General features: G+C 39.3%; 17 protein-coding genes and 1 pseudogene. 15 read left to right on the forward strand and 3 right to left on the reverse strand.

The window, feature by feature from the left end; genetic code table 11:
• Positions 1–4 precede the first annotated feature (4 nt).
• The 10 genes and pseudogenes from AC0UMU_RS05480 (at position 5) to asnB (ending at position 12,276) form a co-directional block, all read left to right on the forward strand.
• Positions 5–1,474, forward strand: a complete 1,470-nt coding sequence (locus AC0UMU_RS05480) for a glycosyltransferase family 2 protein (RefSeq protein WP_278714396.1) — start codon at positions 5–7, stop codon at positions 1,472–1,474.
• Positions 1,471–2,427, forward strand: coding sequence for a DUF4922 domain-containing protein (locus AC0UMU_RS05485; protein WP_278714398.1), 957 nt, complete (start codon positions 1,471–1,473; stop codon positions 2,425–2,427). The genes AC0UMU_RS05480 and AC0UMU_RS05485 overlap by 4 nt, the downstream gene beginning before the upstream one ends.
• An 8-nt stretch (positions 2,428–2,435) precedes the next feature.
• Positions 2,436–2,969 (forward strand): annotated as a pseudogene (locus tag AC0UMU_RS05490) (MFS transporter); the annotation flags it as partial.
• 1,413 nt (positions 2,970–4,382) lie between these two features.
• Positions 4,383–5,669, forward strand: coding sequence for a UDP-N-acetylmuramoyl-tripeptide--D-alanyl-D-alanine ligase (locus AC0UMU_RS05495; protein WP_278714400.1), 1,287 nt, complete (start codon positions 4,383–4,385; stop codon positions 5,667–5,669).
• The gene (locus AC0UMU_RS05500) at positions 5,666–6,307 is read left to right on the forward strand and encodes an HAD family hydrolase (RefSeq protein ID WP_278714402.1); all 642 of its coding nucleotides are present in this window, start codon (positions 5,666–5,668) and stop codon (positions 6,305–6,307) included. The genes AC0UMU_RS05495 and AC0UMU_RS05500 overlap by 4 nt, the downstream gene beginning before the upstream one ends.
• A gap of 7 nt (positions 6,308–6,314) precedes the next feature.
• A complete protein-coding gene (locus AC0UMU_RS05505) occupies positions 6,315–7,490 on the forward strand; it encodes a M24 family metallopeptidase (RefSeq protein WP_278714404.1) in 1,176 nt (391 codons plus the stop codon).
• 301 nt (positions 7,491–7,791) lie between these two features.
• Positions 7,792–9,105 carry a pyridoxal phosphate-dependent aminotransferase gene (locus AC0UMU_RS05510; RefSeq protein ID WP_278714406.1) on the forward strand — a complete coding sequence of 438 codons (1,314 nt, stop codon included), beginning with the start codon at positions 7,792–7,794 and terminating at the stop codon, positions 9,103–9,105.
• 213 nt (positions 9,106–9,318) lie between these two features.
• Complete coding sequence (locus AC0UMU_RS05515; RefSeq protein ID WP_278714408.1) at positions 9,319–9,549, forward strand: acyl carrier protein; 231 nt, start codon at positions 9,319–9,321, stop codon at positions 9,547–9,549.
• Positions 9,550–9,723: 174 nt separating this feature from the next.
• A complete protein-coding gene (locus AC0UMU_RS05520) occupies positions 9,724–10,404 on the forward strand; it encodes a glycosyltransferase family 2 protein (RefSeq protein WP_278714410.1) in 681 nt (226 codons plus the stop codon).
• Between the two features lie 174 nt (positions 10,405–10,578).
• On the forward strand, positions 10,579–12,276 hold the full coding sequence (asnB, locus tag AC0UMU_RS05525) for an asparagine synthase (glutamine-hydrolyzing) (protein ID WP_278714412.1): 1,698 nt from the start codon (positions 10,579–10,581) through the stop codon (positions 12,274–12,276).
• Positions 12,277–12,351: 75 nt separating this feature from the next.
• On the opposite strand, the gene AC0UMU_RS05530 is transcribed toward asnB, so the two are convergent.
• Complete coding sequence (locus AC0UMU_RS05530) at positions 12,352–13,311, reverse strand: DUF3089 domain-containing protein (protein WP_278714414.1); 960 nt, start codon at positions 13,309–13,311, stop codon at positions 12,352–12,354.
• 448 nt (positions 13,312–13,759) lie between these two features.
• On the opposite strand from AC0UMU_RS05530, the gene rfbC reads away from it, so the two are divergent.
• Positions 13,760–14,308 (forward strand): dTDP-4-dehydrorhamnose 3,5-epimerase, encoded by a 549-nt coding sequence (rfbC, locus tag AC0UMU_RS05535; protein WP_009318684.1) that lies wholly within the window; start codon positions 13,760–13,762, stop codon positions 14,306–14,308.
• Between the two features lie 81 nt (positions 14,309–14,389).
• Here the strand turns inward: rfbC and AC0UMU_RS05540 are convergent, their stop codons facing one another.
• Positions 14,390–15,349 carry an ROK family protein gene (locus AC0UMU_RS05540; RefSeq protein WP_031258294.1) on the reverse strand — a complete coding sequence of 320 codons (960 nt, stop codon included), beginning with the start codon at positions 15,347–15,349 and terminating at the stop codon, positions 14,390–14,392.
• 301 nt (positions 15,350–15,650) lie between these two features.
• On the opposite strand from AC0UMU_RS05540, the gene AC0UMU_RS05545 reads away from it, so the two are divergent.
• Positions 15,651–16,508 (forward strand): enoyl-ACP reductase FabI, encoded by an 858-nt coding sequence (locus AC0UMU_RS05545; protein ID WP_009318687.1) that lies wholly within the window; start codon positions 15,651–15,653, stop codon positions 16,506–16,508.
• A gap of 77 nt (positions 16,509–16,585) precedes the next feature.
• Here the strand turns inward: AC0UMU_RS05545 and AC0UMU_RS05550 are convergent, their stop codons facing one another.
• A complete protein-coding gene (locus AC0UMU_RS05550) occupies positions 16,586–18,958 on the reverse strand; it encodes a TonB-dependent receptor (RefSeq protein ID WP_288640119.1) in 2,373 nt (790 codons plus the stop codon).
• 210 nt (positions 18,959–19,168) lie between these two features.
• Here AC0UMU_RS05550 and AC0UMU_RS05555 point away from each other — a divergent pair, with 210 nt between their 5' ends.
• From AC0UMU_RS05555 to AC0UMU_RS05565, 3 genes are read left to right on the forward strand one after another with little or no spacing between them, the layout of a single operon-like run.
• On the forward strand, positions 19,169–19,720 hold the full coding sequence (locus tag AC0UMU_RS05555; protein WP_288640121.1) for an RNA polymerase sigma factor: 552 nt from the start codon (positions 19,169–19,171) through the stop codon (positions 19,718–19,720).
• Positions 19,721–19,759: 39 nt separating this feature from the next.
• Positions 19,760–20,110 (forward strand): hypothetical protein, encoded by a 351-nt coding sequence (locus AC0UMU_RS05560; RefSeq protein ID WP_288640122.1) that lies wholly within the window; start codon positions 19,760–19,762, stop codon positions 20,108–20,110.
• Between the two features lie 29 nt (positions 20,111–20,139).
• Positions 20,140–20,592 carry a hypothetical protein gene (locus AC0UMU_RS05565; RefSeq protein ID WP_022390329.1) on the forward strand — a complete coding sequence of 151 codons (453 nt, stop codon included), beginning with the start codon at positions 20,140–20,142 and terminating at the stop codon, positions 20,590–20,592.
• Positions 20,593–20,909 lie beyond the last annotated feature (317 nt).

The following is a 20,909-nucleotide window of genomic DNA, read 5'->3' on the forward strand; positions in this document are numbered from 1 at the left end:
AATTATGGAATCTCCTGTAATATCTTGTTTTCTCCCTTTTGATTCTGTCGAGCAAGTATCTTCGACTGTCGCTTCTCTCAAAAAGAGCCGTTATCCGTTATCGATAATGCTTTTGTTATCAAAAGACCGGAATGATCCGGATATCGAAGGGTGCAGGTCTTTGTTTGTCGATGATCTGTACTCTACGGAAACCATACGGCAAATTGCCGAAAATATTCCTGAAGATGGTTATACGATACTTTGTTCGGGATATAGTCCCGTATGTTTCGGGAGTTGTGCAATAGACCGTTTTATCCGTATTGCGGAAGATACGGGATCGGGACTTTGTTATGCCGATTACTATAAAAACATTGCCGGAAAGGAAGAAAAACATCCGGTAATAGATTATCTATCCGGTAGTATAAGAGATGATTTCGATTTCGGGACTATTCTGTTTTATCGGAATCGCTCTATTCGGGAGGCTGCCGGACAGATGAAAGAGATATACCGTTATGCGGGATGGTATGATTTGCGTTTACGGGTTTCCCGAAAAAGTTTGCCTGTACATATCCCTGAGTTTTTATATTCTCAAGGCGAATATGATTTCCGTAAATCCGGAGAAAAGCAGTTTGACTATGTCGATCCGCGCAACCGTGCCGTACAGATAGAGATGGAACGAGCTTGTACCGATTATTTGAAAACGATCGGTGCGTGGCTTCCTGCACGAACACGAACGTTCGATGCATCTGCAATGAAGTTTGACGTGGAGGCTTCGGTCGTTATTCCGGTATATAACCGGGTGAGAACAATTGGGGATGCTGTACGCTCGGCATTGGGACAGGAGACCGATTTCCCTTTCAATGTAATTGTCGTAGATAATCATTCGACGGACGGAACAACGGATATTTTGAAAGATCTGAGTTCGGATGGAAAACTGATTCATATTATCCCCGAAGAAGACACACTCGGAATAGGCGGGTGTTGGAATGTCGGGATATTTGCATCTCAATGTGGAAAATATGCTGTACAGCTCGATAGTGACGATGTTTATAAAGACAAGCATACGCTGCAAAGAATTATAGACATGTTTCATCGTGAGCAATGCGCCATGGTGGTAGGCAGCTACATTATGACCGATTTCGATATGCAGGTCATTCCGCCGGGTATTATCGATCATCGGGAATGGACAGACGGAAATGGGCATAATAACGCTTTACGCATTAACGGGTTGGGTGCGCCACGTGCTTTTTGTACCGAATTGCTGCGAGAGTTTACCGTACCGAATACCAGTTATGGCGAGGATTATGCTCTCGGACTGATGTTCTCGCGAAGTTATAAAATAGGACGCATCTATGAGCCGATATATCTTTGTCGTCGTTGGGAGGGTAATTCGGATGCCGCACTTGTCGTAGAAAAAATAAATGCAAATAATTCGTATAAAGACAAATTGCGTAGTTTCGAAATGGAAGTGCGGAAAAAAATGAATGAGAGATGAATAAATTTGAGATCGATTCGGACTGTGCAGATCGCCTCATCCGAGAGCAACGCTCCGTGTGGGCATTACTCGATAAAAACTGTCAGGCACTGGAACGGGTGGAAACTCGGATTGTCTTTGTGGAAGGAGTTCCCGTTACATTACAGTTTAATCCGGAACGAATACGTTCGGCAGCGGCAGTTGTTGACCGGCAATCTATTCAAAACCGGAAATGTTTTCTTTGTGAAGAAAACAGACCGGCGGAGCAAGTCGGGATTACTGTTGCCGGGAAGTATGTCATGCTTGCCAATCCGTATCCTATTTTCCCTAAACATCTGACTATACCGTCTGTCATACATACACCGCAGACTATTTGTGGCCGCTTGAACGATATGCTGGATTTAGCCAGGGCTATCGACCGTTATATCGTCTTTTACAACGGTCCTCGTTGCGGGGCTTCTGCTCCCGATCACATGCATTTTCAGGCAGGTAACAAAGGATTTGTCCCGTTGGAGTATCTTTGGAGCGATATTTATCGTGAACAAGGAGAGGCGGTATATCGAGACGGAAATATTTTGTTAGGCAGGCTCAAACGATGGCCTCAAAGCGTGTTTTTTGTAGAATCGGGACAAATGGATAGAATTGCCGAAGCCTTTGACTTGCTCTTGCGATTATTGCCTGTTCTCAATGGAGATACAGAACCGATGATGAATATATTGTGTACTTATGAAGCTCCGGTGTGGAGGCTATGGATATTACCCCGCCGTACACATCGTCCGACTCAATATTATGAAGAAGGGGATAAACAGCGGTTGATCAGTCCGGGGGCTATTGATTTGAGCGGAGTCGTTCCGTTACCTCGTAAATCCGATTTCGAACGATTTACAAAAGAAGAGATTGTAGATATATTTATTCAAGTGTCTTTAACTTCAGAAGAAACAAACCGAATATGCAAGGAATGGCGTAAAATATAAGAGCCGATATGTCACTGAGAAAAATAAACAGACGGTCACCGTGGTGCTGGATTCCGACGCTTTATTTTGCAGAAGGAATACCTTATGTCGCAGTAATGACTATTGCCGTGATTCTTTATAAGCGCATGGGAGTATCCAATACAGAGATTGCCTTATACACCAGTTGGTTGTATCTGCCGTGGGTGTTGAAACCTTTGTGGAGCCCTTTTGTCGATATTTTAAAAACCCGGCGCTGGTGGATAATAATGATGCAGTTATTGGTCGGTGCCGGACTTGCCGGGATTGCATTTACGATTCCCACTTCGTTCTTTTTGCAGGTTACGCTTGCGTTTTTCTGGTTGCTGGCATTCAGTTCGGCCACCCATGATATTGCTGCCGATGGATTTTATATGATTGCTCTTACACCTCATGAGCAATCTCTTTATGTCGGCATTCGCAGCACTTTTTACCGCATTGCCATGATTACGGGGCAAGGTCTGTTGATTATTCTTGCCGGGTGGCTTGAAATCGTTTCGGGATATTCTCCTGTGGAATTTAAAGTGATGAATTCACCTGTTCCCGAAAATGAACGATTCATTACGAGTCAGAAAGATTTTGTCCTTTCATCTTCGACTCTTTATATAGCTCCCGGTACAATTTCGGTAGACAGTGTACAGAATGTGGTATCGAGAGTAAATAATTATAACAGGCAGCAAGGTTTTGTTCCTGCAGAGGAGGTTACGATGTCGCCAAATAAAGCTAAAAGACTTGTGACAGAATCTTGGTGGGAGAATTATGTTTCACGTCCTTTAGGAAATTTTATACGGAAACATTTCGGTGACGAAGAGAATGCGAAAACGGAAAATTCCGTCGTGTCGGGAAATGTCGGAATTATTTCTGTTAAACCGATAAAAATACCTGAGCCGGATAGAGAAATCGTGTTGAACACTCATTTACGGCGGGGAGATAACAGTTTTCAATTAATTGCAGGAGAAAGGCTGGTTTTTACCCATTTAAATGGAGATAAGCCTGCTTATATGGTTATTCGGGCAGATGCGATGCTTACCGGAAAAAGTGAGGCTTTGTTCAGGGGATTATCGGGTAATATCCCGTTTGCATGGTCGATTACTTTTTTTGTATTGGCCGGAATGTTTTTGTTTTTATCCGGATATCATAGATGGGTACTTCCTCGTCCCTCCGGAGACATACAAGGAAATTTTCGTACGGTAAAGGAGGTGTTCCGTGAGTTTTGGAAGACTTTTGTCTCTTTTTTTCGAAAAAAAGAAATCGGAATCGGCATTCTTTTTATGTTGACTTATCGATTGGCAGAATCGCAATTGTTGAAACTTGCTTCTCCTTTTATGCTTGATGACCGGGATGCCGGAGGATTGGGATTAACGACCGGAGAAGTCGGGATGGTTTACGGAACTGTGGGAGTCATTGCTTTGACTATCGGTGGAATATTGGGCGGAATAGCTGCATCCCGAAAGGGATTGCATTTCTGGTTGTGGCCGATGGCTTTGGCTATATCTTTACCTAATTTGGTTTATGTTTATTTGTCTTATATGCAACCGGAAAGCCTGTTGTGGATAAATATTGCGGTTGCGGTTGAACAGTTCGGTTATGGATTCGGTTTCACGGCTTATATGTTGTACATGATCTATATCTCGGAAGGAGAACACAAGACCGCTCATTATGCAATTTGTACGGCATTTATGGCTCTCGGGATGATGATTCCCGGAATGGCGGCGGGGTGGATCGAAGAGCTTATAGGGTATAACCGTTTCTTTATATGGGTGATGATTTGTACATTACCGGGATTTGCCGTGTTGCCGTTTTTGAAGATAGACCGGACATTCGGGATCAATGAAGATACCGATGAAAAAAGTTGAGACAGAGAGTATAAAGCTTGGCGGATAAGAATCTTATTTTGAAAAAATAGTGTAATTTCGCCGATATAAAAAATTGGTATAAAAGTGACAATAGAAGAATTATATTCGATATTTAAAGAGCATCGTATTATTACGACGGATAGCCGTAGATGCGTCTGTGATTCTATTTTTTTTGCATTAAAAGGTGAGAATTTTAATGGAAATGACTTTGCTTTACGAGCTTTGTCCGAAGGGTGTGCTTATGCTGTTGTAGATGACCCTGAATTGGCAACGGATGAGCGTATTATTTGGGTAAATGACGTTTTGCAGACATTGCAAGCTCTGGCAAAGCTTCATCGTAGGGTGTTGAATATTCCGGTAATTGCTATTACCGGAACTAACGGTAAGACGACGACCAAGGAGTTGACCGCAGCTTGCTTATCTCAGAAATATAATGTTCTGGCAACGGAAGGAAATTTGAATAACCATATCGGAGTGCCTCTTACTTTATTGAAGCTGACAAAAGCTCATGAAATAGCGGTTATCGAAATGGGGGCAAGCCACCCCGGAGAAATTAAAGCATTAGCGAACATAGCCGAACCGAATTTCGGAATTATTACAAATGTCGGGAAAGCGCATTTGCAAGGTTTCGGTTCATTTGAAGGGGTGATAAAAACCAAATGTGAGTTATATGACTATATTCGCCAACGAGGCGGGCACATATTCCTGCACCATGAGAATATTGTTCTGCAGCCGAAAAGCGAAGGTATCGAGAAAAGCGAGTATGGGGAGACTCCGGGATTATTTGTTTCCGGGAAATTGACGAGCTGTTCTCCGTATTTATCATTTGACCTTATGAGGCAGGGGGGAAGTCCGGTTACTGTTAATACGCATCTTATAGGAAATTATAATTTGTCGAATGCGCTGGCTGCCTCTGCTATTGCAGCGTATTTTAAAGTCCCTGATATGGCTATTAAAAAAGCTTTGGAAGAGTATGAGCCTCAGAACAGGCGTTCGCAACTGCTGAAAACGGGGAACAATACGCTGATTTTAGATGCTTATAATGCTAATCCTACCAGTATGAATGCTGCGTTGGATAATTTTATCGCAATGGATGCTTCCCATAAGGCCGTTATCCTCGGGGATATGGGTGAACTCGGAGCCGACAGTGAAGCCGAACATCGGAAAATTGTTGACAAATTGAGAAATGCCGGATTTGACAAGGTTATTCTTTGCGGCACGGAATTTGTTAAAGTAGCGGGTGGACTGGAGTGTTATCCTGCGACAGAAACCTTGACGGATTCTCTGAAGTCGGATCCGCTAAAAGGGTTTACTATCTTGGTAAAAGGTTCTCGATTTATGCAACTTGAAAAATGTATTGATCTGTTATGATAGTAACAAAACCGGATGCCCTTGTATTGGATATGGACGGGACTCTTTGGGATGCCGTAGATACTTATACTTTGTGTTGGAATAAGGCTTTTGAAGAAATAGGTGTTTCTACCGTATTGAGGAGAGAAGAGTTGTTGAAACTGATGGGAACGCCTATCGATGAAATTATGCGGGTAATTACTCCCGGAATGACTTCTGAAGATCGAGAAAAGTTTGTAGCTCGGGTTCATGAAATAGAGGCTCGGGAACTGCCGGTACGAGGAGGAAGATTATTTGATGGAGTAAAGATTGGAATTGAAAGGTTATCAACGATATACCGGCTTTTTTTATTGAGTAATTGCGAGAAAGGAGAATTGCAGATTTTTGCTAAATTTGCAGAAATAGAAGAGTGGATATCCGGTTCTATTTCATTTGGAGATACCTATCTGCAAAAAGGAGAGAATATGCGGTTGCTTCAGCAGAGATTTCAATTGAAGAGCCCTGTATATATAGGCGATACTGATGGTGACGGTGTGCAGGCACGTTTGGCCGGTTGGCCTTTTGTTTTTGTCCGGTATGGTTTCGGATCGACCGATCGTTTTGATTTGGCATTTGATTCGTTTTCTGAATTAACCGATTATTTTATGAATTTATCGTAAAGAATATATGTACGCAAAAAATTTTACAACCGAGATTGAATTACGGAAGAGCAAGATACAATCCGTAATATGCAGGAGTGGGGCGGATGCTTTTCTTGTGAGTGATAATGCAAATTTATTTTATACATCGGGAAGAGTATTTTCGGGATATACATACATTCCTGCGGAAGGTGAGATGATTTATTTTGTTCGTCGTCCGGTGGGATTGTCGAGAGAAAATGTCGTTTATATTCGCAAGCCGGAACAAATTCCGGATGAATTGAGTCGTTTGGGCATTGCTCTGCCGCGAGTTTTGTTACTTGAAAATGACTCGTTGACTTATAATGAGTCGATACGGCTGAGGAATATTTTTTCTGAAGCAAAAATCGAAAACGGGACTCCTTTGATACGAGGGGTGCGGACGATAAAAACTCCTTATGAAATAGGATTGATTCGGGAATCTGCAGCGCATCATTCATCTATGTACCGTAAAGCTCCTTCTGTCTATAAACAAGGGATGTCGGATGTGGAGTATTCGATAGAACTCGAAAGATTAGCTCGATTACATGGGTCTTTAGGTCTGGTGCGTATTTTCGGAAAAAGTATGGAAATATATATGGGAAGTGTTCTTGCTGGAGAAAATGCAGATGAGCCTTCGCCTTATGATTTTGCTCTTGGCGGAGCGGGGCTCGACCCTTCGCTTCCTATTAGCAGTAACGGTTCTATCATGAAACCGGGGAATACCATTATGGTCGATATCGGGGGTAATTTCACCGGATATATGAGTGATATGTCCCGGGTATTTTCTTTGGGAGAAATTCCGGAGAAAGCCAGAGAAGCGCACGATGTGTCGTTGGAAATACAGTCGGAAATCGAGAAGATGGCAAAACCGGGTGTTGCGGCATCAGAGATATATGATCTGGCTTTTGATATTGCAAAAAAAGCGGGATTTGAAGCTAATTTTATGGGGCATCGTCAAAAGGCCGGTTTCATAGGTCACGGGGTCGGTATAGAATTAAATGAAGCTCCAGTGTTTGCTCCGCGTTCAAAAGACATTTTAGCGGAGGGAATGGTTTTTGCATTGGAGCCTAAGTTTGTCATACCTCAAGTCGGAGCTGTCGGAATAGAGAATACCTTTGTTGTTACAGCTTCCGGAATAGAAAAACTGACCCAATGTGAGGAGGGAATTTTGCCATTAGATTAAGAGACAGTCTAAACTTTTTCGGATATTTTTTATTGGAAAATTTAAACGAGATCGAAGGTCTTGTCATAGGAGCAGCCGGTAAACATATATAATCAAATTTGTGTTTACCGGCTGCTCCTATAAATATAATTGTGCTTCTGAATCGGTATAATTCATTTCAAAAAGCAGTAGATTTTTTATTAAAATAGAAAAAAAGAAAGTCTATTATTAAATAATTTATATATTTGTTCCTGCACTTTAAATTTTATCCGATATAAAATAAAAGTGTTTGATCTGTGAGAATATCGAAAAATATATAAATATGAAAAATACACCAATTGACTATGATATTGTAAATGAGACTATCGATGAGATGAGTATTCCAGATTTCGGAAAGGCAACTATTCGGGAGGTAGTCGCAATCGCATCACGTCTTGAAGAAAAAACAGGACAGGAATTTATTCATATGGAGATGGGAGTTCCGGGATTGCCTCCTGCCGCTGTCGGAGTAGAAGCTGAGATTGAAGCGTTACGTAACGGAGTTGCTTCGATTTATCCGGTTATAGACGGATTGCCTCGTCTGAAGAAAGAAGCTGCACGTTTTGTAAAAGCATTTATCGATGTTGATGTCGATCCGCAAGGTTGTGTCCCGGTAGTCGGTTCTATGCAGGGTACATTTACATCGTTTTTAGTGGCAGGTCAATGCAATCCGGAAAAAGACACGATTCTTTTTATCGATCCCGGTTTCCCTGTACAAAAACAACAAATAGTGGTACTTGGGTATAAGTATGAAGCTTTTGATGTGTATGATTTTCGAGGAGATAAGCTTCGGGAAAAATTGGAAAGTTATTTGGAAAAAGGAAATATCGCTGCTGTTATTTATTCCAATCCCAATAATCCTTCATGGATATGTCTCAAAGATGAAGAGTTGAGGACAATAGGAGATTTGGTAAATAAATATGACGTAATAGTTTTAGAAGACCTTGCTTATTTTGCAATGGATTTCCGAAAAGAATTGGGAACTCCTTTTCAGCCGCCTTACCAACCTACTGTTGCTCGTTATACCGATAATTATTTATTGTTGATATCGGGTTCTAAAGCGTTTAGTTATGCAGGACAGCGGATAGGTGTGGTCGTGATTTCCGATAAGTTGTATCATCGTGTGTATCCCGGGTTGACCGATCGTTATGGCGGAGGAACATTCGGATCGGTTTTTATTCATAGGGCTTTGTATGCAATATCTTCTGGGGTAAGCCATTCGGCGCAATATGCCATGGCCGCAATGATGAAGGCCGCTTCTGATCGGGATTTCGCATTTTTGGAAGAAGTAAAGGAATATGGACATAGAGCAAAGCGGTTAAAGGATATTTTTCTTCGGCACGGTTTTCATCTGGTATATGATACTGATTTAGGAGAACCTTTGGCTGATGGTTTTTATTTTACGATCGGTTATCCCGGAATGACAGGTGGAGAATTGATGAAAGAATTAATTTATTATGGTGTAAGTTCTATTTCTCTTATTACAACGGGAAGTCGTCAGGAAGGGATTCGGGCTTGTACTTCTTTTATCAAAGATAATCAGTATGATTTGTTGAACGAACGTTTGTCTCTGTTTGCCCGTCATCATAGCATATAAAGTTTTTCTGTCGATAGGATTGATTTAATGTTAATGATCTGCACTCCAAAAGTTAGATAAAAAACTTTTGGGGTGTATTTTTTATGATAACAATTGAGTAAAGCGGGATTTTTTTATTTTATTGGATTAATGCTTTTTCTTGAATTAATCTTTTTTACTTGAACAAAAAAGCTTGCCAACCCGTTTGTTAAGAATATATAGGAGGTTGTTTTTATGGATAAGAAACTTTTTATGAATCATGTTTCTACTTTATTCTTTCGTACTTCATCGAAGGAAATAAAACCGGGGACTCGATTTAAACAATTACGGGAATGGAATATTTTGTTGGCAGTATCTTTTGTAGAAATGGTAAAAGAAGAATATCAGGTAGAATTGAATAAAAAGGACTTTTTATATAATGATACGATAGAAGATTTGTATCGCTGTGTATGCAGCAGGCAATAAAAAATTGCTGAGAATTTTATTCGAAATAAAATGATATTCTTCAGATTTTGAATCGTTTGAAAAGAAAGAATGGTCGATTATTTCAGGTTAAAAAATGTGAAAAATTCGAAGGCCATTTGTATTGGACAGAACAATCAAGATTATTTTCATAAAAAATTAAATATGCTCTGAATAATGAAAAAAGAAGTAAGTTTGGTATTTCGGGGGTTGACATTGCACTCGCCTTTAATTTCGGTTGTTTTGGTTACCCGGCAACATGCAGATACTTTACGGCTTCGACTGGATGGCATATTGAATCAGTGTACTACTTTTGATACGGAAGTCGTGATCGTGGATCGGGGATCGAATGATGAGACAGGAGATATTTGTCAGGAGTATAAGGCTCTGTATCCTGATAAGGTGCGGTTTTATACACGTGTTCCGGGAGATTTTCCTGAAAAAAGCCGAATTATACGGCTGAGAGGTGATCTTGGTATAATATGCCGGGATGAGGAGCTCTGGAGTGATATTTTCAAGTTGCAGCGTCAGGGCTCTTTTTTGATGACTCATCCAGAGTATGATCTGTGTTTTCACAATGTGCGGGGTAGTAATATGCAGTATATGCGTTCCCGTGATTATTCTCCCGGGGAAATTACTTCAGGGAGGTTATTCAGGTATTATTCGCCTTTGTTTCGTTTATCAGGACGTCACTCAGCACATCATTTTTCATTGTATGAGAAAATTGGCGGGGATATTTTTACCCGATATTCATTTCGGGGGAAAATACGTTGTCTCGGTAATATTTATTCCGAAATGGTAGATAATACAAGTCGGAAAGCGAATTTACCTTTTCTTAAAAATAATTTTAGCCGGTAAGATGTGATATGAGCTTTGAACTATTTTCTAAAAAAAATGTTTTTTAGAACGTCTTCGACGAATGTTTTGTATGAAGAGATTGGGTGAAATCTGATACCCGATTTTAGGTAAAAGCAATCTTAAGTTTTGTCAGATTGAGGTTCGATACGAGAATCGATAAAATAGAATAATAATATGTGCGGAATTGCAGGTGTAGTAGGAGAAGTTCCTAATATGAAGTCGTTACTAAAAAAGATGTCGCAAGTGCAGCTTCATCGAGGTCCGGATAATATGGGTTCATGGATATCTTGGGTAGTTGATTCTGAAATAGGAATGATTCATAACCGGTTGGCGGTAAAACAGATAAAAGGCGTTTCGGAACAGCCTTATATGGATGAGGATACCGGACTTATTCTGGTTTGCGATGGTAATATATATAATCATGTCGAACTGAGAAAATTATTGAGCCGTTATTATACATTTCATTCCGATACGGAGGAAGAGGTTATCTTGAAGGCTTATCATCGTTGGGGGAGATCATGTCTCGATCGTTTTAACGGAATTTTTGCTATTGCGATATATGATCGGTCGGCAAAAACTCTTTTTATGGCGCGAGATCGGTTTGGAGTAAAACCTCTTTATTTTTCTTTACAGAAAGGGAATTTATATTTTGCTTCTGAGATAAAAGCCCTATTTGCTGCCGGTATTCGCAAACAGATGTCATCTTGTCGCTGGGCTGGATATTTGGTTTATTCTACGTATGGAATGCCTTATGAAACATTTTGGGATGAAGTGTATCAGCTTCCGGCTGGATATTGCTTGTTTTTTAATTCTTCATCTTTGGATGTACGGCAATGGTATGAATTCGATAAAGCAGTACAGTCTGTCGAAATTCCTGACTCGGAGACAGAAGCAGCAGAACGTTTTTTATCATTGGCAGAGGAGAGCGTCCGCTATAATTTAGATGCGGCTGTTCCGGTCGGATTCAATCTGTCCGGAGGAATCGATTCCTCATTTTTGTTAGGTCTTATACATCGGTTATTTCCTCATGATCCGTTTAAAGTATATTCTTATTATGGCGGAGATAAATTTTCAGATGAAATTTTATGGACAGAGGAAATGCTTTCACATACAGAATATCATTTGGAACAGGTACAACTTACTCCTGATATAGTGGTGAAAGAAGCTGTAAAAATCGCCCGAGTACAGGATGAACCTTATGACGGATTTTCATCATTGGCTTATGCTCGTTTATTTAGGACTGCTCATCGTCAGGGGACTACTGTCTTGTGTGACGGACTCGGCCTTGATGAGGTTTGGGCAAGTTATCCGAGAAAAGGGGATATGGACCAATCCGTAATTTGTTCTTGCTTGAAGTCCGATTTTAAAGAATTGGCGCATTTACCTGAATATCCGCATCCTTTTCGGGATGAAGAAGATAATCTGAGATATAGAGATTTGTTTTATGAACGTATTCCGCATATTCTTCGGTTTAATGATCGGGTGAGTATGATGCATTCTACCGAACTCCGGAAACCGTTTTTAGACCATCGTTTGATTGAATATGCTTTTGCTTTACCGCATTATATGAAAGAACGTTCTTGTCAGGATAAGTGGATGATTCGCCAGATAGCCTCTCGGTTACTCCCGAAAAATGTTCGTTTGGCACCGAAAGGAGAAGCCGGACGTTCTTCTCGATTATGGCTATCGAATGAACTGCAAAATTGGGTAGGAGAATCTATTGACGGTCTGAGAGAAAGTGTTGCGTCTGACTGGATTGACGGGGAACAACTAAACCGACAATGGAACAGTTTTTTGGAAAAAGGAACAACAGCCCCTCAACATTTATGGAAATGGATCAATTTACATATTATGTTGAATAAGGTCGTTTAGTGCATTTAGATAGACTTTAACTCACAAAGTTCTTCATTATAATACCTGAATTGTATCCGAGATTTTCTGTTTGGTTTATGGATATAGTTTTCGATAGGCCTTTATACGTTGTTGGATGTTTTTAGCAAGGCATTCGCTGTAAAGCCACGGTTCTGCGCCATGAAAGTCTCCGGTGTTGATGATCCCGAGAATAGGGGTATATTCGCTGCCGCTATAACCGGATAGGATAAGAACATTGTGTTCTGGAGATAAGGTGACGGTAATAGTATCATGAAGAATTGCCGGAGTAGCATCGGTTTTCCAGTTGACCGGATTTATGCACATAGCGGACGGAACACTTATTACAGGCTTTATATATTTTATATCAGAAACTGAGTTATAACAGATTGTAACACCGAGATCGAGAGAATCTTTTGCAGCTCGGAGGTTCTTACATTCTGTCGTGTCTTGGGGAGTGACTTTGTAGCCGAGAACATAGGCGGCAACCATCCGTTTCTTGACATCATCGGGCATCGTTTTTATGAGTTCGACAACCGATTTTCCTCCCTGACTGAACCCGGCTAAGATGAACGGGCGATTATTATTATTTGTGTTGATGAAATATTGAAATGCTTTTTGGACATCGTTGAATGAAACCGTATGATAGCGCCGATTGATGGTGTCTTCATTGCATGTAGCCCAAGAGTTAAGAGTAATGTGCCGGTAATATGGAGCATAAAAGTTATTTTTCTGTCCCATATATTGGGCTATTTTGGAGATTTCGATAGCCATATCATCTCGGTGATCTTTAATATTGACCGGATCGGCATAGTGGCATATTTGTCCGTCATTGGTGTACCAGTCAAATTCCCATGTTGAAACTATATAGAATATATCTGCACCGGAATCATCCGTATCATTGAGGTTTATGTACCACATCTTGCTGTCTGTATAATCCGGTTCAGAAGGAATATAGGCATTTTCGATATTAGAATGACGAGAGTTGCAAGCACTCCATATCATCATTAATAAAATTATATATATGATTTTATACATAAAGACTCTTTTATACACAGTTTATATTACATTAGATTATGTTTGCTCTATAAAATAAGGGTTCTTGAAAGATTTGTTTATTTAATTTTGAGGATACGTAGATATTTGTTAAAGTAAAATTTTCAATAGACAAAGGTATTATAATTTTTTATAAGAAAAAAGAGTTGATATTTTGATTATTGTTGCATACTTTCCCACAAACATTTTCTCTTTTTCGCTTCGGCTTTTTATATAGTTTTGCTTTTATCACTATCTTTGTGACTGAGACCAGTCTGAATTTTGCACGAATCAGGCTTGGGAATTTCTTTTGAGGATATTGGGGAGTTTTTGTGGGGATAATAGCCAGATAAATGAAAACGGGAAAACAGTTCGGAAGATAACATAAAAATGACCTGACAGGATTTCTTTATTGGAAAATTTAGACAGGTTTTAAAACAGAAGAAGATTTATGAAATTTACGGAGCAAGAAATACAGGGAGTATTTGTGATCGAGCCTCAAAAATTCGGAGATGCTCGGGGTTATTTTATGGAAACTTATCGGAAAGAAATATTTGATCGTTATGTCGGAGAGATAAATTTCGTGCAAGATAACCAGTCTCATTCTACGTATGGAGTGTTGAGGGGATTACACTATCAAAAAGGTAACTATTCGCAAGCAAAACTGGTAAGAGTTTTGAATGGTCGGGTACTCGATGTCGCGGTCGATTTGCGAAAATCTTCTCCTACTTTCGGAAAATATGTAATGGTAGAACTATCGGAAGAAAATAATAAACAATTGTTTATCCCTCGTGGATTTGCTCACGGTTTTTTGGTATTGAGCGATACTGCGACGTTTGCCTATAAAGTCGATAATGTATATGCGCCTGATCAGGAAGCAACATTAATGTATGATGATCCTTCAGTCGGTATAAAATGGCCGTTGGCAGCGGAGAAATTACTACTTTCTGCTAAAGATTTGAACGGGAAATATTTGGCTGATGCCGACTGCTTTGAATAGAACAGAGGATTTGTTTGTTTTGCGAAAATAAGAAACAGGGTGTAACATTACACCCTGTTTCTTATTTTGGAAATGTCATTATCATTTAGCTTCCCAGCCTAATGCGCTGGCACCTAATACTGCAGCATCGCTCTCTTTCAATTCGGAGAACATGATTTTCACTTTACCTTTATAAATATTTAGTGTGTTGCGATCCATAGCTTCTTTGATCGGTTTCAAAATGAGATCGCCGGCTTTAGCCAAACCTCCGAACAATATGATTGCTTTCGGACTTGAGAATGCAATGAAGTTAGCAAAAGCTTCCCCTAATATTTTGCCTGTATAATCGAAGATTTCCAAAGCCAACTTGTCTCCGGTAATGGCAGCATCATATACGTCTTTAGAAGTAATATCTTGGATAGGAATTTGGCGCAGACTGCTTGGGTCGTTGCGAACTTCAAGAAATTCCCTTGCCGTGCGTGCAACACCGGTAGCTGAAGTATAAGCTTCAAGACAGCCCGTACGGCCGCAACCGCAGAGTCTTCCGTTATTCGGACGAACGATTACGTGTCCTAATTCTCCGGCAAATCCGTCGTGCCCATATACTAATTGTCCGTTAACAACGATACCGCTACCTACTCCTGTACCTAAAGTGATCATGATAAAATCTTTCAGACCACGGGCTGCTCCGTAAGTCATTTCTCCGATAGCTGCCGCATTGGCGTCGTTTGTTAAAGAGACAGGAATGCCAAAACGGTCTGTCAACATTTGGGCTAAAGGAATAACTCCTCTCCAAGGTAGATTAGGCGCAAATTCGATTGTCCCGTTAAAATAGTTACCGTTCGGAGCACCTACTCCGATTCCCATGATCTTGTCCGTCGCATTGTTTTGTTCCAACAAACGGAAAAGCTCAGTATGAAGTTCGTTGACGTAATCTTCTACTTCATTAAATTTATTTGTTTTAATAGAACCGCTTGCAATAATGGTTCCGCGGGCATCTACAATGCCGAATACGGTGTTGGTTCCACCAATATCAATACCAACTACATAGGGTTTACTCATGGTCATATTGTGTGTTAAATGTTATATGATTATTTCACAAAGGTAATCGAAACTTTTTATTTTCCTTTTTTTACTGATAAAAATGCGTCAAAAAAGAGTGAAATTTTCTTTATCCTCTATTGATGTTTCAGAAAAGTGATAATCTGATTATAATTATAAAATGATTAATTTGCTATGTGGAGATAGCAATTTTGATATTAATGATTGGCAGATCAAAAAAATATAGTATCTTTGCTCCCCGAAAATGGCACAAAAATAGGTAAAATGTGCATTTTCGAAATTCAATTAATGAGAACAAATTATGAGTAATAATTTATTGAAAGGAAAAAGAGGTATCATTTTTGGTGCTTTGAATGAAATGTCTATCGCATGGAAAGTTGCCGAGAGGGCTGTTGAAGAAGGTGCGGTTATTACGTTGACCAATACTCCGGTTGCAGTGCGTATGGGACAAGTTTCTGAATTAGGAGAGAAACTTAATGCCGAGATTATTCCGGCAGATGCTACCAATGTTGAAGATCTCGAAATGGTATTTGCCAAATCAATGGAAATTTTGGGTGGAAAGATCGATTTTGTTTTACATTCGATCGGTATGTCGCCCAATGTTCGGAAAAAACGTCCTTATGATGATCTTGATTATGATCTTCTGAACAAAACTCTCGATATTTCGGCTATCTCGTTTCATAAGATGATACAGGTGGCTAAAAAGATGGATGCTATTGCAGAGAATGGTTCTATATTGGCATTGAGCTATGTTGCTGCACAACGTACTCTTTTCGGTTACAATGATATGGCCGATGCCAAAGCATTGCTTGAGTCTATAGCTCGCAGTTTTGGTTATATTTATGGACGTGAAAAGGGGGTACGTATCAATACTATTTCTCAATCTCCGACTATGACTACTGCCGGTAGCGGTGTGAAAGGAATGGAGTCGCTGATGGATTTTGCTAATCGTATGTCGCCTCTGGGAAATGCAAGTGCTGAGGAATGTGCCGATTATTGTATCGTGATGTTCTCGGATCTTACTCGTAAAGTGACTATGCAAAATTTGTATCATGACGGCGGATTCTCCAGTATGGGAATGAGTTTGCGTGCGATGACACAATACAATAAAAGTTTTGACGAATATAGAAATGAGAACGGAGATATTTGTTATGGATAATCTGTGACTCTTTAACGTGATAACAAAAAAGGAAAAGTTCTGTTCACTTTTCCTTTTTTGTTTATATATGGCAGGAACTAAAATCGTAATGTTACATCGAATCCGAAGGTTATCGGACGTCCTAATTGCATAAATCCATTGTTCTCTTTCAGGTTTTCTGCATTCATCGTTTCGAAATAAAAAGCCTGATAGCGTTTATTCAGAAGGTTTTTTCCCCATATACTTAGATCGATATTATTTTTTTGGAATGTCAAATCTCCGTTTAATAATCCGTAGAAATTTTGTGCTACATCATTAGATTCTGTCCAAAAAGTTTTTCCTCGTCCTGCGTATTCGGCATTGATAAAAATGTAGTCGAGCCAGCTTTTTTTTATTTCTATAGTATAATTCCCCGTAAGAGCTAAGGTATGTTTAGGGGCAAACGGAACGTAATTTCCCTTGTTACCATCTTCATTTGAAATAAATGTGGCATGGGTATATCCGTAAGCTGCCGTAAGTTGAAGATTATTTACAGGTGACAGGCGGACAGAAACTTCAGAGCCTTTACTGGCAGAATGTCCGGAGTTTTTTGTCGTACGTCCGAATCCATCTATGATAGAAATTTGCTGATTCCGACAGTCTATATAAAATACAGAAAAATCGATACCCAATCTTCTGTTCCATAAATCGGCACGGCCTCCGATTTCATAGTTCCAGCTGTGTTCGGGTTTGTAACGGATTGAATTATTGACATCGGTCTGATTGTTTGTCAGATGACTTAAATCGGGTAACATCGGTTTAAACCTCTGTGGGACTTTATTGAGGATTTCTGTAATCATTTTACTTCGGAGTTGTTCCTGAACGATATTAGAGAACATTTGAAAGTTGTATCCTCCTGAGCGGTATCCTCGAGCGACGGAAGCATATATAAAATATCGGGAATTGAATTTGTATTTTAATTCAAATTTCGGTAAAAGTTCCCATGTATTCATTTTGTCCTTTCCGTCGACAGATAAAGGTACGGATACAGGAATCGAAATTGCTCTTCCTCCCATTGAGGGGGGAAGGATAATATTGAAGTCTGATATAAACGGTTCATCGATAAATGTATGGTGGTTTATTTTCGTGTGTTCATAGTCGAGTCTCAATCCGATTGTCCCGGAAAGGTTTTTTATAAATAAGTTGTTGTATGTCATTTGTTTAAAAACAGCAAGCCCGAATGTCGGAGTTTTATATATTCCGTTTATATATAAATTGGGACTTTGTACTTTTAAACCTAATTGAACAGGAAGCCCGTTGATGTTTTCGAATATTGAATTTACATTATCCTCGATCATGTATTTTAATCCGTCTTCTTTAAAATTTACCGGTCCGTCGGTTCGTAAGTGGGAATAAAATCCGAAAACGCCGGCAACCCATTGCAAATTTTTGTCGGTTGTCGATTTAAAAGTTATTTCCTGAGTAATGGCGTCCTGTTTTTGTTTTTGTTGTAAGGTGAAAACAGATAAAGGGGTGAAATCCTGATCCATGTGCATATTGTCTTTCAGGAACTGATATCCGGTAATCGAGTTCATAATGTACCGGTCATGTATATATTGTAATAAAATACTGCTGGTCGATAATTTCCGGTCATAGGAAGAGCGGTCGTTATAATTGATCGGATATCGGATGTCTTTTTTTTTGTCGAACATTTGGTAAGGATAACCATCCTGATCGTTATATTCAAAATCGGAAGTAAGATTTATTTTCAGACGGGGATTGATTTTTATATAGATTTGAGCTCGTCCTCCAGCAACTTCTGTTGATCCCGAATTTTTTCCCGTTGCGATATTTTTAAAATATCCATCGTTTTTCCGGTATTTTCCGCTGACAGAGAACGCTACATATTCATTTATTTTATGACTATGGGAGAGGGCCGCATTCCATGTATTATGGTTACCGTATCCGGCTTTTATCTTCGTTCCTTGGTAATCAAAAGGAGATTTTGTGTATATATTGATTAATCCTGCCATAGTATTTCGTCCATATAAAGTACCTTGCGGACCACGCAGAATCTCTATTTTTTCAATATCCATAAAATCGAAATCGAACGAACTTTTGTCCAGATACGGAACATTATCGACATTTAATCCTACTGCCGGAGAATTGATTCGTGAACCGATCCCTCGTATATATATTGATGAAATCAGCTTAGAGCCGTAATCCGGAATATATAGATTAGGGGCTATTGACGAAAGACCTTTTAATGACATGATATGCTGTCGTTCCAGTTTTTTTTCTCCGATAATCGATATAGAACCGGGAAATTCAAAGAACCGAGTTTCTGATTTGGGAGATGATATCACCTCTATTTCGTTCAGATTCACGTTCTTGTAAATCGTACTATCCCGGTCAGATTGTTCTTTATCTATTCTGGCAAGAACTGGAAGTACCTCGGTTGCGATTAATAGAAGCAGTAGTAATTTTTTCATCCTTTTTACCTTATTTTTTGAACATACAAATTAAAGCCATAATGGTGGAGGAGGCAATCACTATATGTAGTGATTTTTAAGAAATAAAAAATTGCCGAATTCTGTATTTTGTGTAATTTTACCGAATCGAAGAGATTTTTTGTTTTTCATCATATTTATAGTAGTTGAAATTGTTTATCCGCCTGTTTGCTAATTTGTCGGTCATATATTATGCAACAATACAATGAAGACACTATCGTAGAGCAATTGCAAGATCCTCTTAAATGCAGAGAGGCGTTTGCGCAGGTTGTCGCTCATTATAGCGAGCCGTTATATTGGCAGATACGTAAGATGGTATTTTCTCATGACGATGCTGACGACCTGTTACAAAATACCTTTCTTAAAGCATGGAACAGTATTGCTTATTTTCGAGCCGAAGCCCGTTTATCTACTTGGTTGTATCGCATTGCAGTCAATGAGACGATTACATTTTTAAATAAGCAACGTCAACAGAATCATGTCCCGTTAGAAGGAGAAAACTTGTTCTTGCTTGATAAACTGGAGGCGGATGAATGGTTTGACGGGAATAGATTACAAAAACGTTTGCAGGAAGCCATATTGAAACTTCCCGAAAAACAACGTCTTGTTTTTAATATGCGTTATTTTGATGATATGAAATACGAAGAGATGTCTCACATTTTGGGAACATCGGTAGGAGCATTGAAAGCTTCGTATCATCATGCGGTTCGTAAAATCGAAGAATATTTAACATCAGATGATTAAACCTTATTGTCCGATTATAGTCTAAAAGGCAAAGATATTATGGAAAAAGATAAAGACATATTAAAGCAGGTGGGGCGTGATACAGGCATGAGAGTTCCCGATGGGTATTTTGAAAGTTTTACGTCTCGAATGGTAAGTCAATTGGACAATTTTGAGGTTGTCGAACCTGAAAAGCCGATTGTATGGCAACGTGTCAGACCTTGGTTATATATGGCGGCAATGTTTGCCGGAATAGCTTTGATGGTGCGTTTGTTCGTTCCGGAAAAAAGATCTTCCTCTGTTGTGGCGGAAACGGAAGTTTCAATAACAAATGAGAATGTAGAAGACTATTTATTTTACAGTAATGTAGATGAATATTCGGTATATGAGTATTTGGCGTTAGGAGAATAAGAGATCTGATACTTATTGTATATAAAGAGATGAAAAGAATAATTACTGCATTTTTATTTTTCGTTTTGATTTTGCCTGTATGCAAAGCGCAAGGCACTTCTCCGGAAGATCGTTACAAGAGTTTTCAAACTTATAAAAAAGAGTATCTGAAAAAGCAAATCGGTCTTACAGATAAGGAGGCTGCACATTTTTTTCCGTTGTATGATGAAATGCAGTTGAAAAAATATCGGTTGAATCGCCAAGTGCGCAGCGAGGCGAGGCGTATTGCACATTCGAAAACTCCTGTTTCGGAAAAAGAATATGCAGCATCAGCAGAAGCTCTCTCTCTATTGCCGCTTAAAGAAGCTCAGATAGAACGTGAGTATTTTATTCGTTTCAGAGGAATTCTCTCCCCGAGAAAGCTTTTTCTGTACCGTCGTGCTGAAAATTCTTTTGCAAAAGCTATGTTGCAGCATAGAGATCAAGGAAAGCAAAAGAAATAACATCTTAAAGCCGGTTTGAATTTTCCGATAAAATTATATATTCTGATTTTTGAAACTGTTTTCCTATTTTACACATCACGTAGCTCGTTATCTTCTTCGTCAGAACAGAAAAATACTTCAAAAATAGTTCTCGAAAAATGTCCGTACAAAATTTGTACAAGTTCTTAAGATTCATGAAATCCGGTTATTAATTATTATAAGTTGAGTAGTCCGATGCTCTTACTATGTTTAATATAATTGGGAAAAATTTATTGCTCGATAAAATGTACAGTTTTTTTATAAAGCTGTATATATCTCTGATTTATTTTGTACATTTG

The sequence above is a fragment of the Coprobacter fastidiosus genome (genome assembly GCF_982245605.1).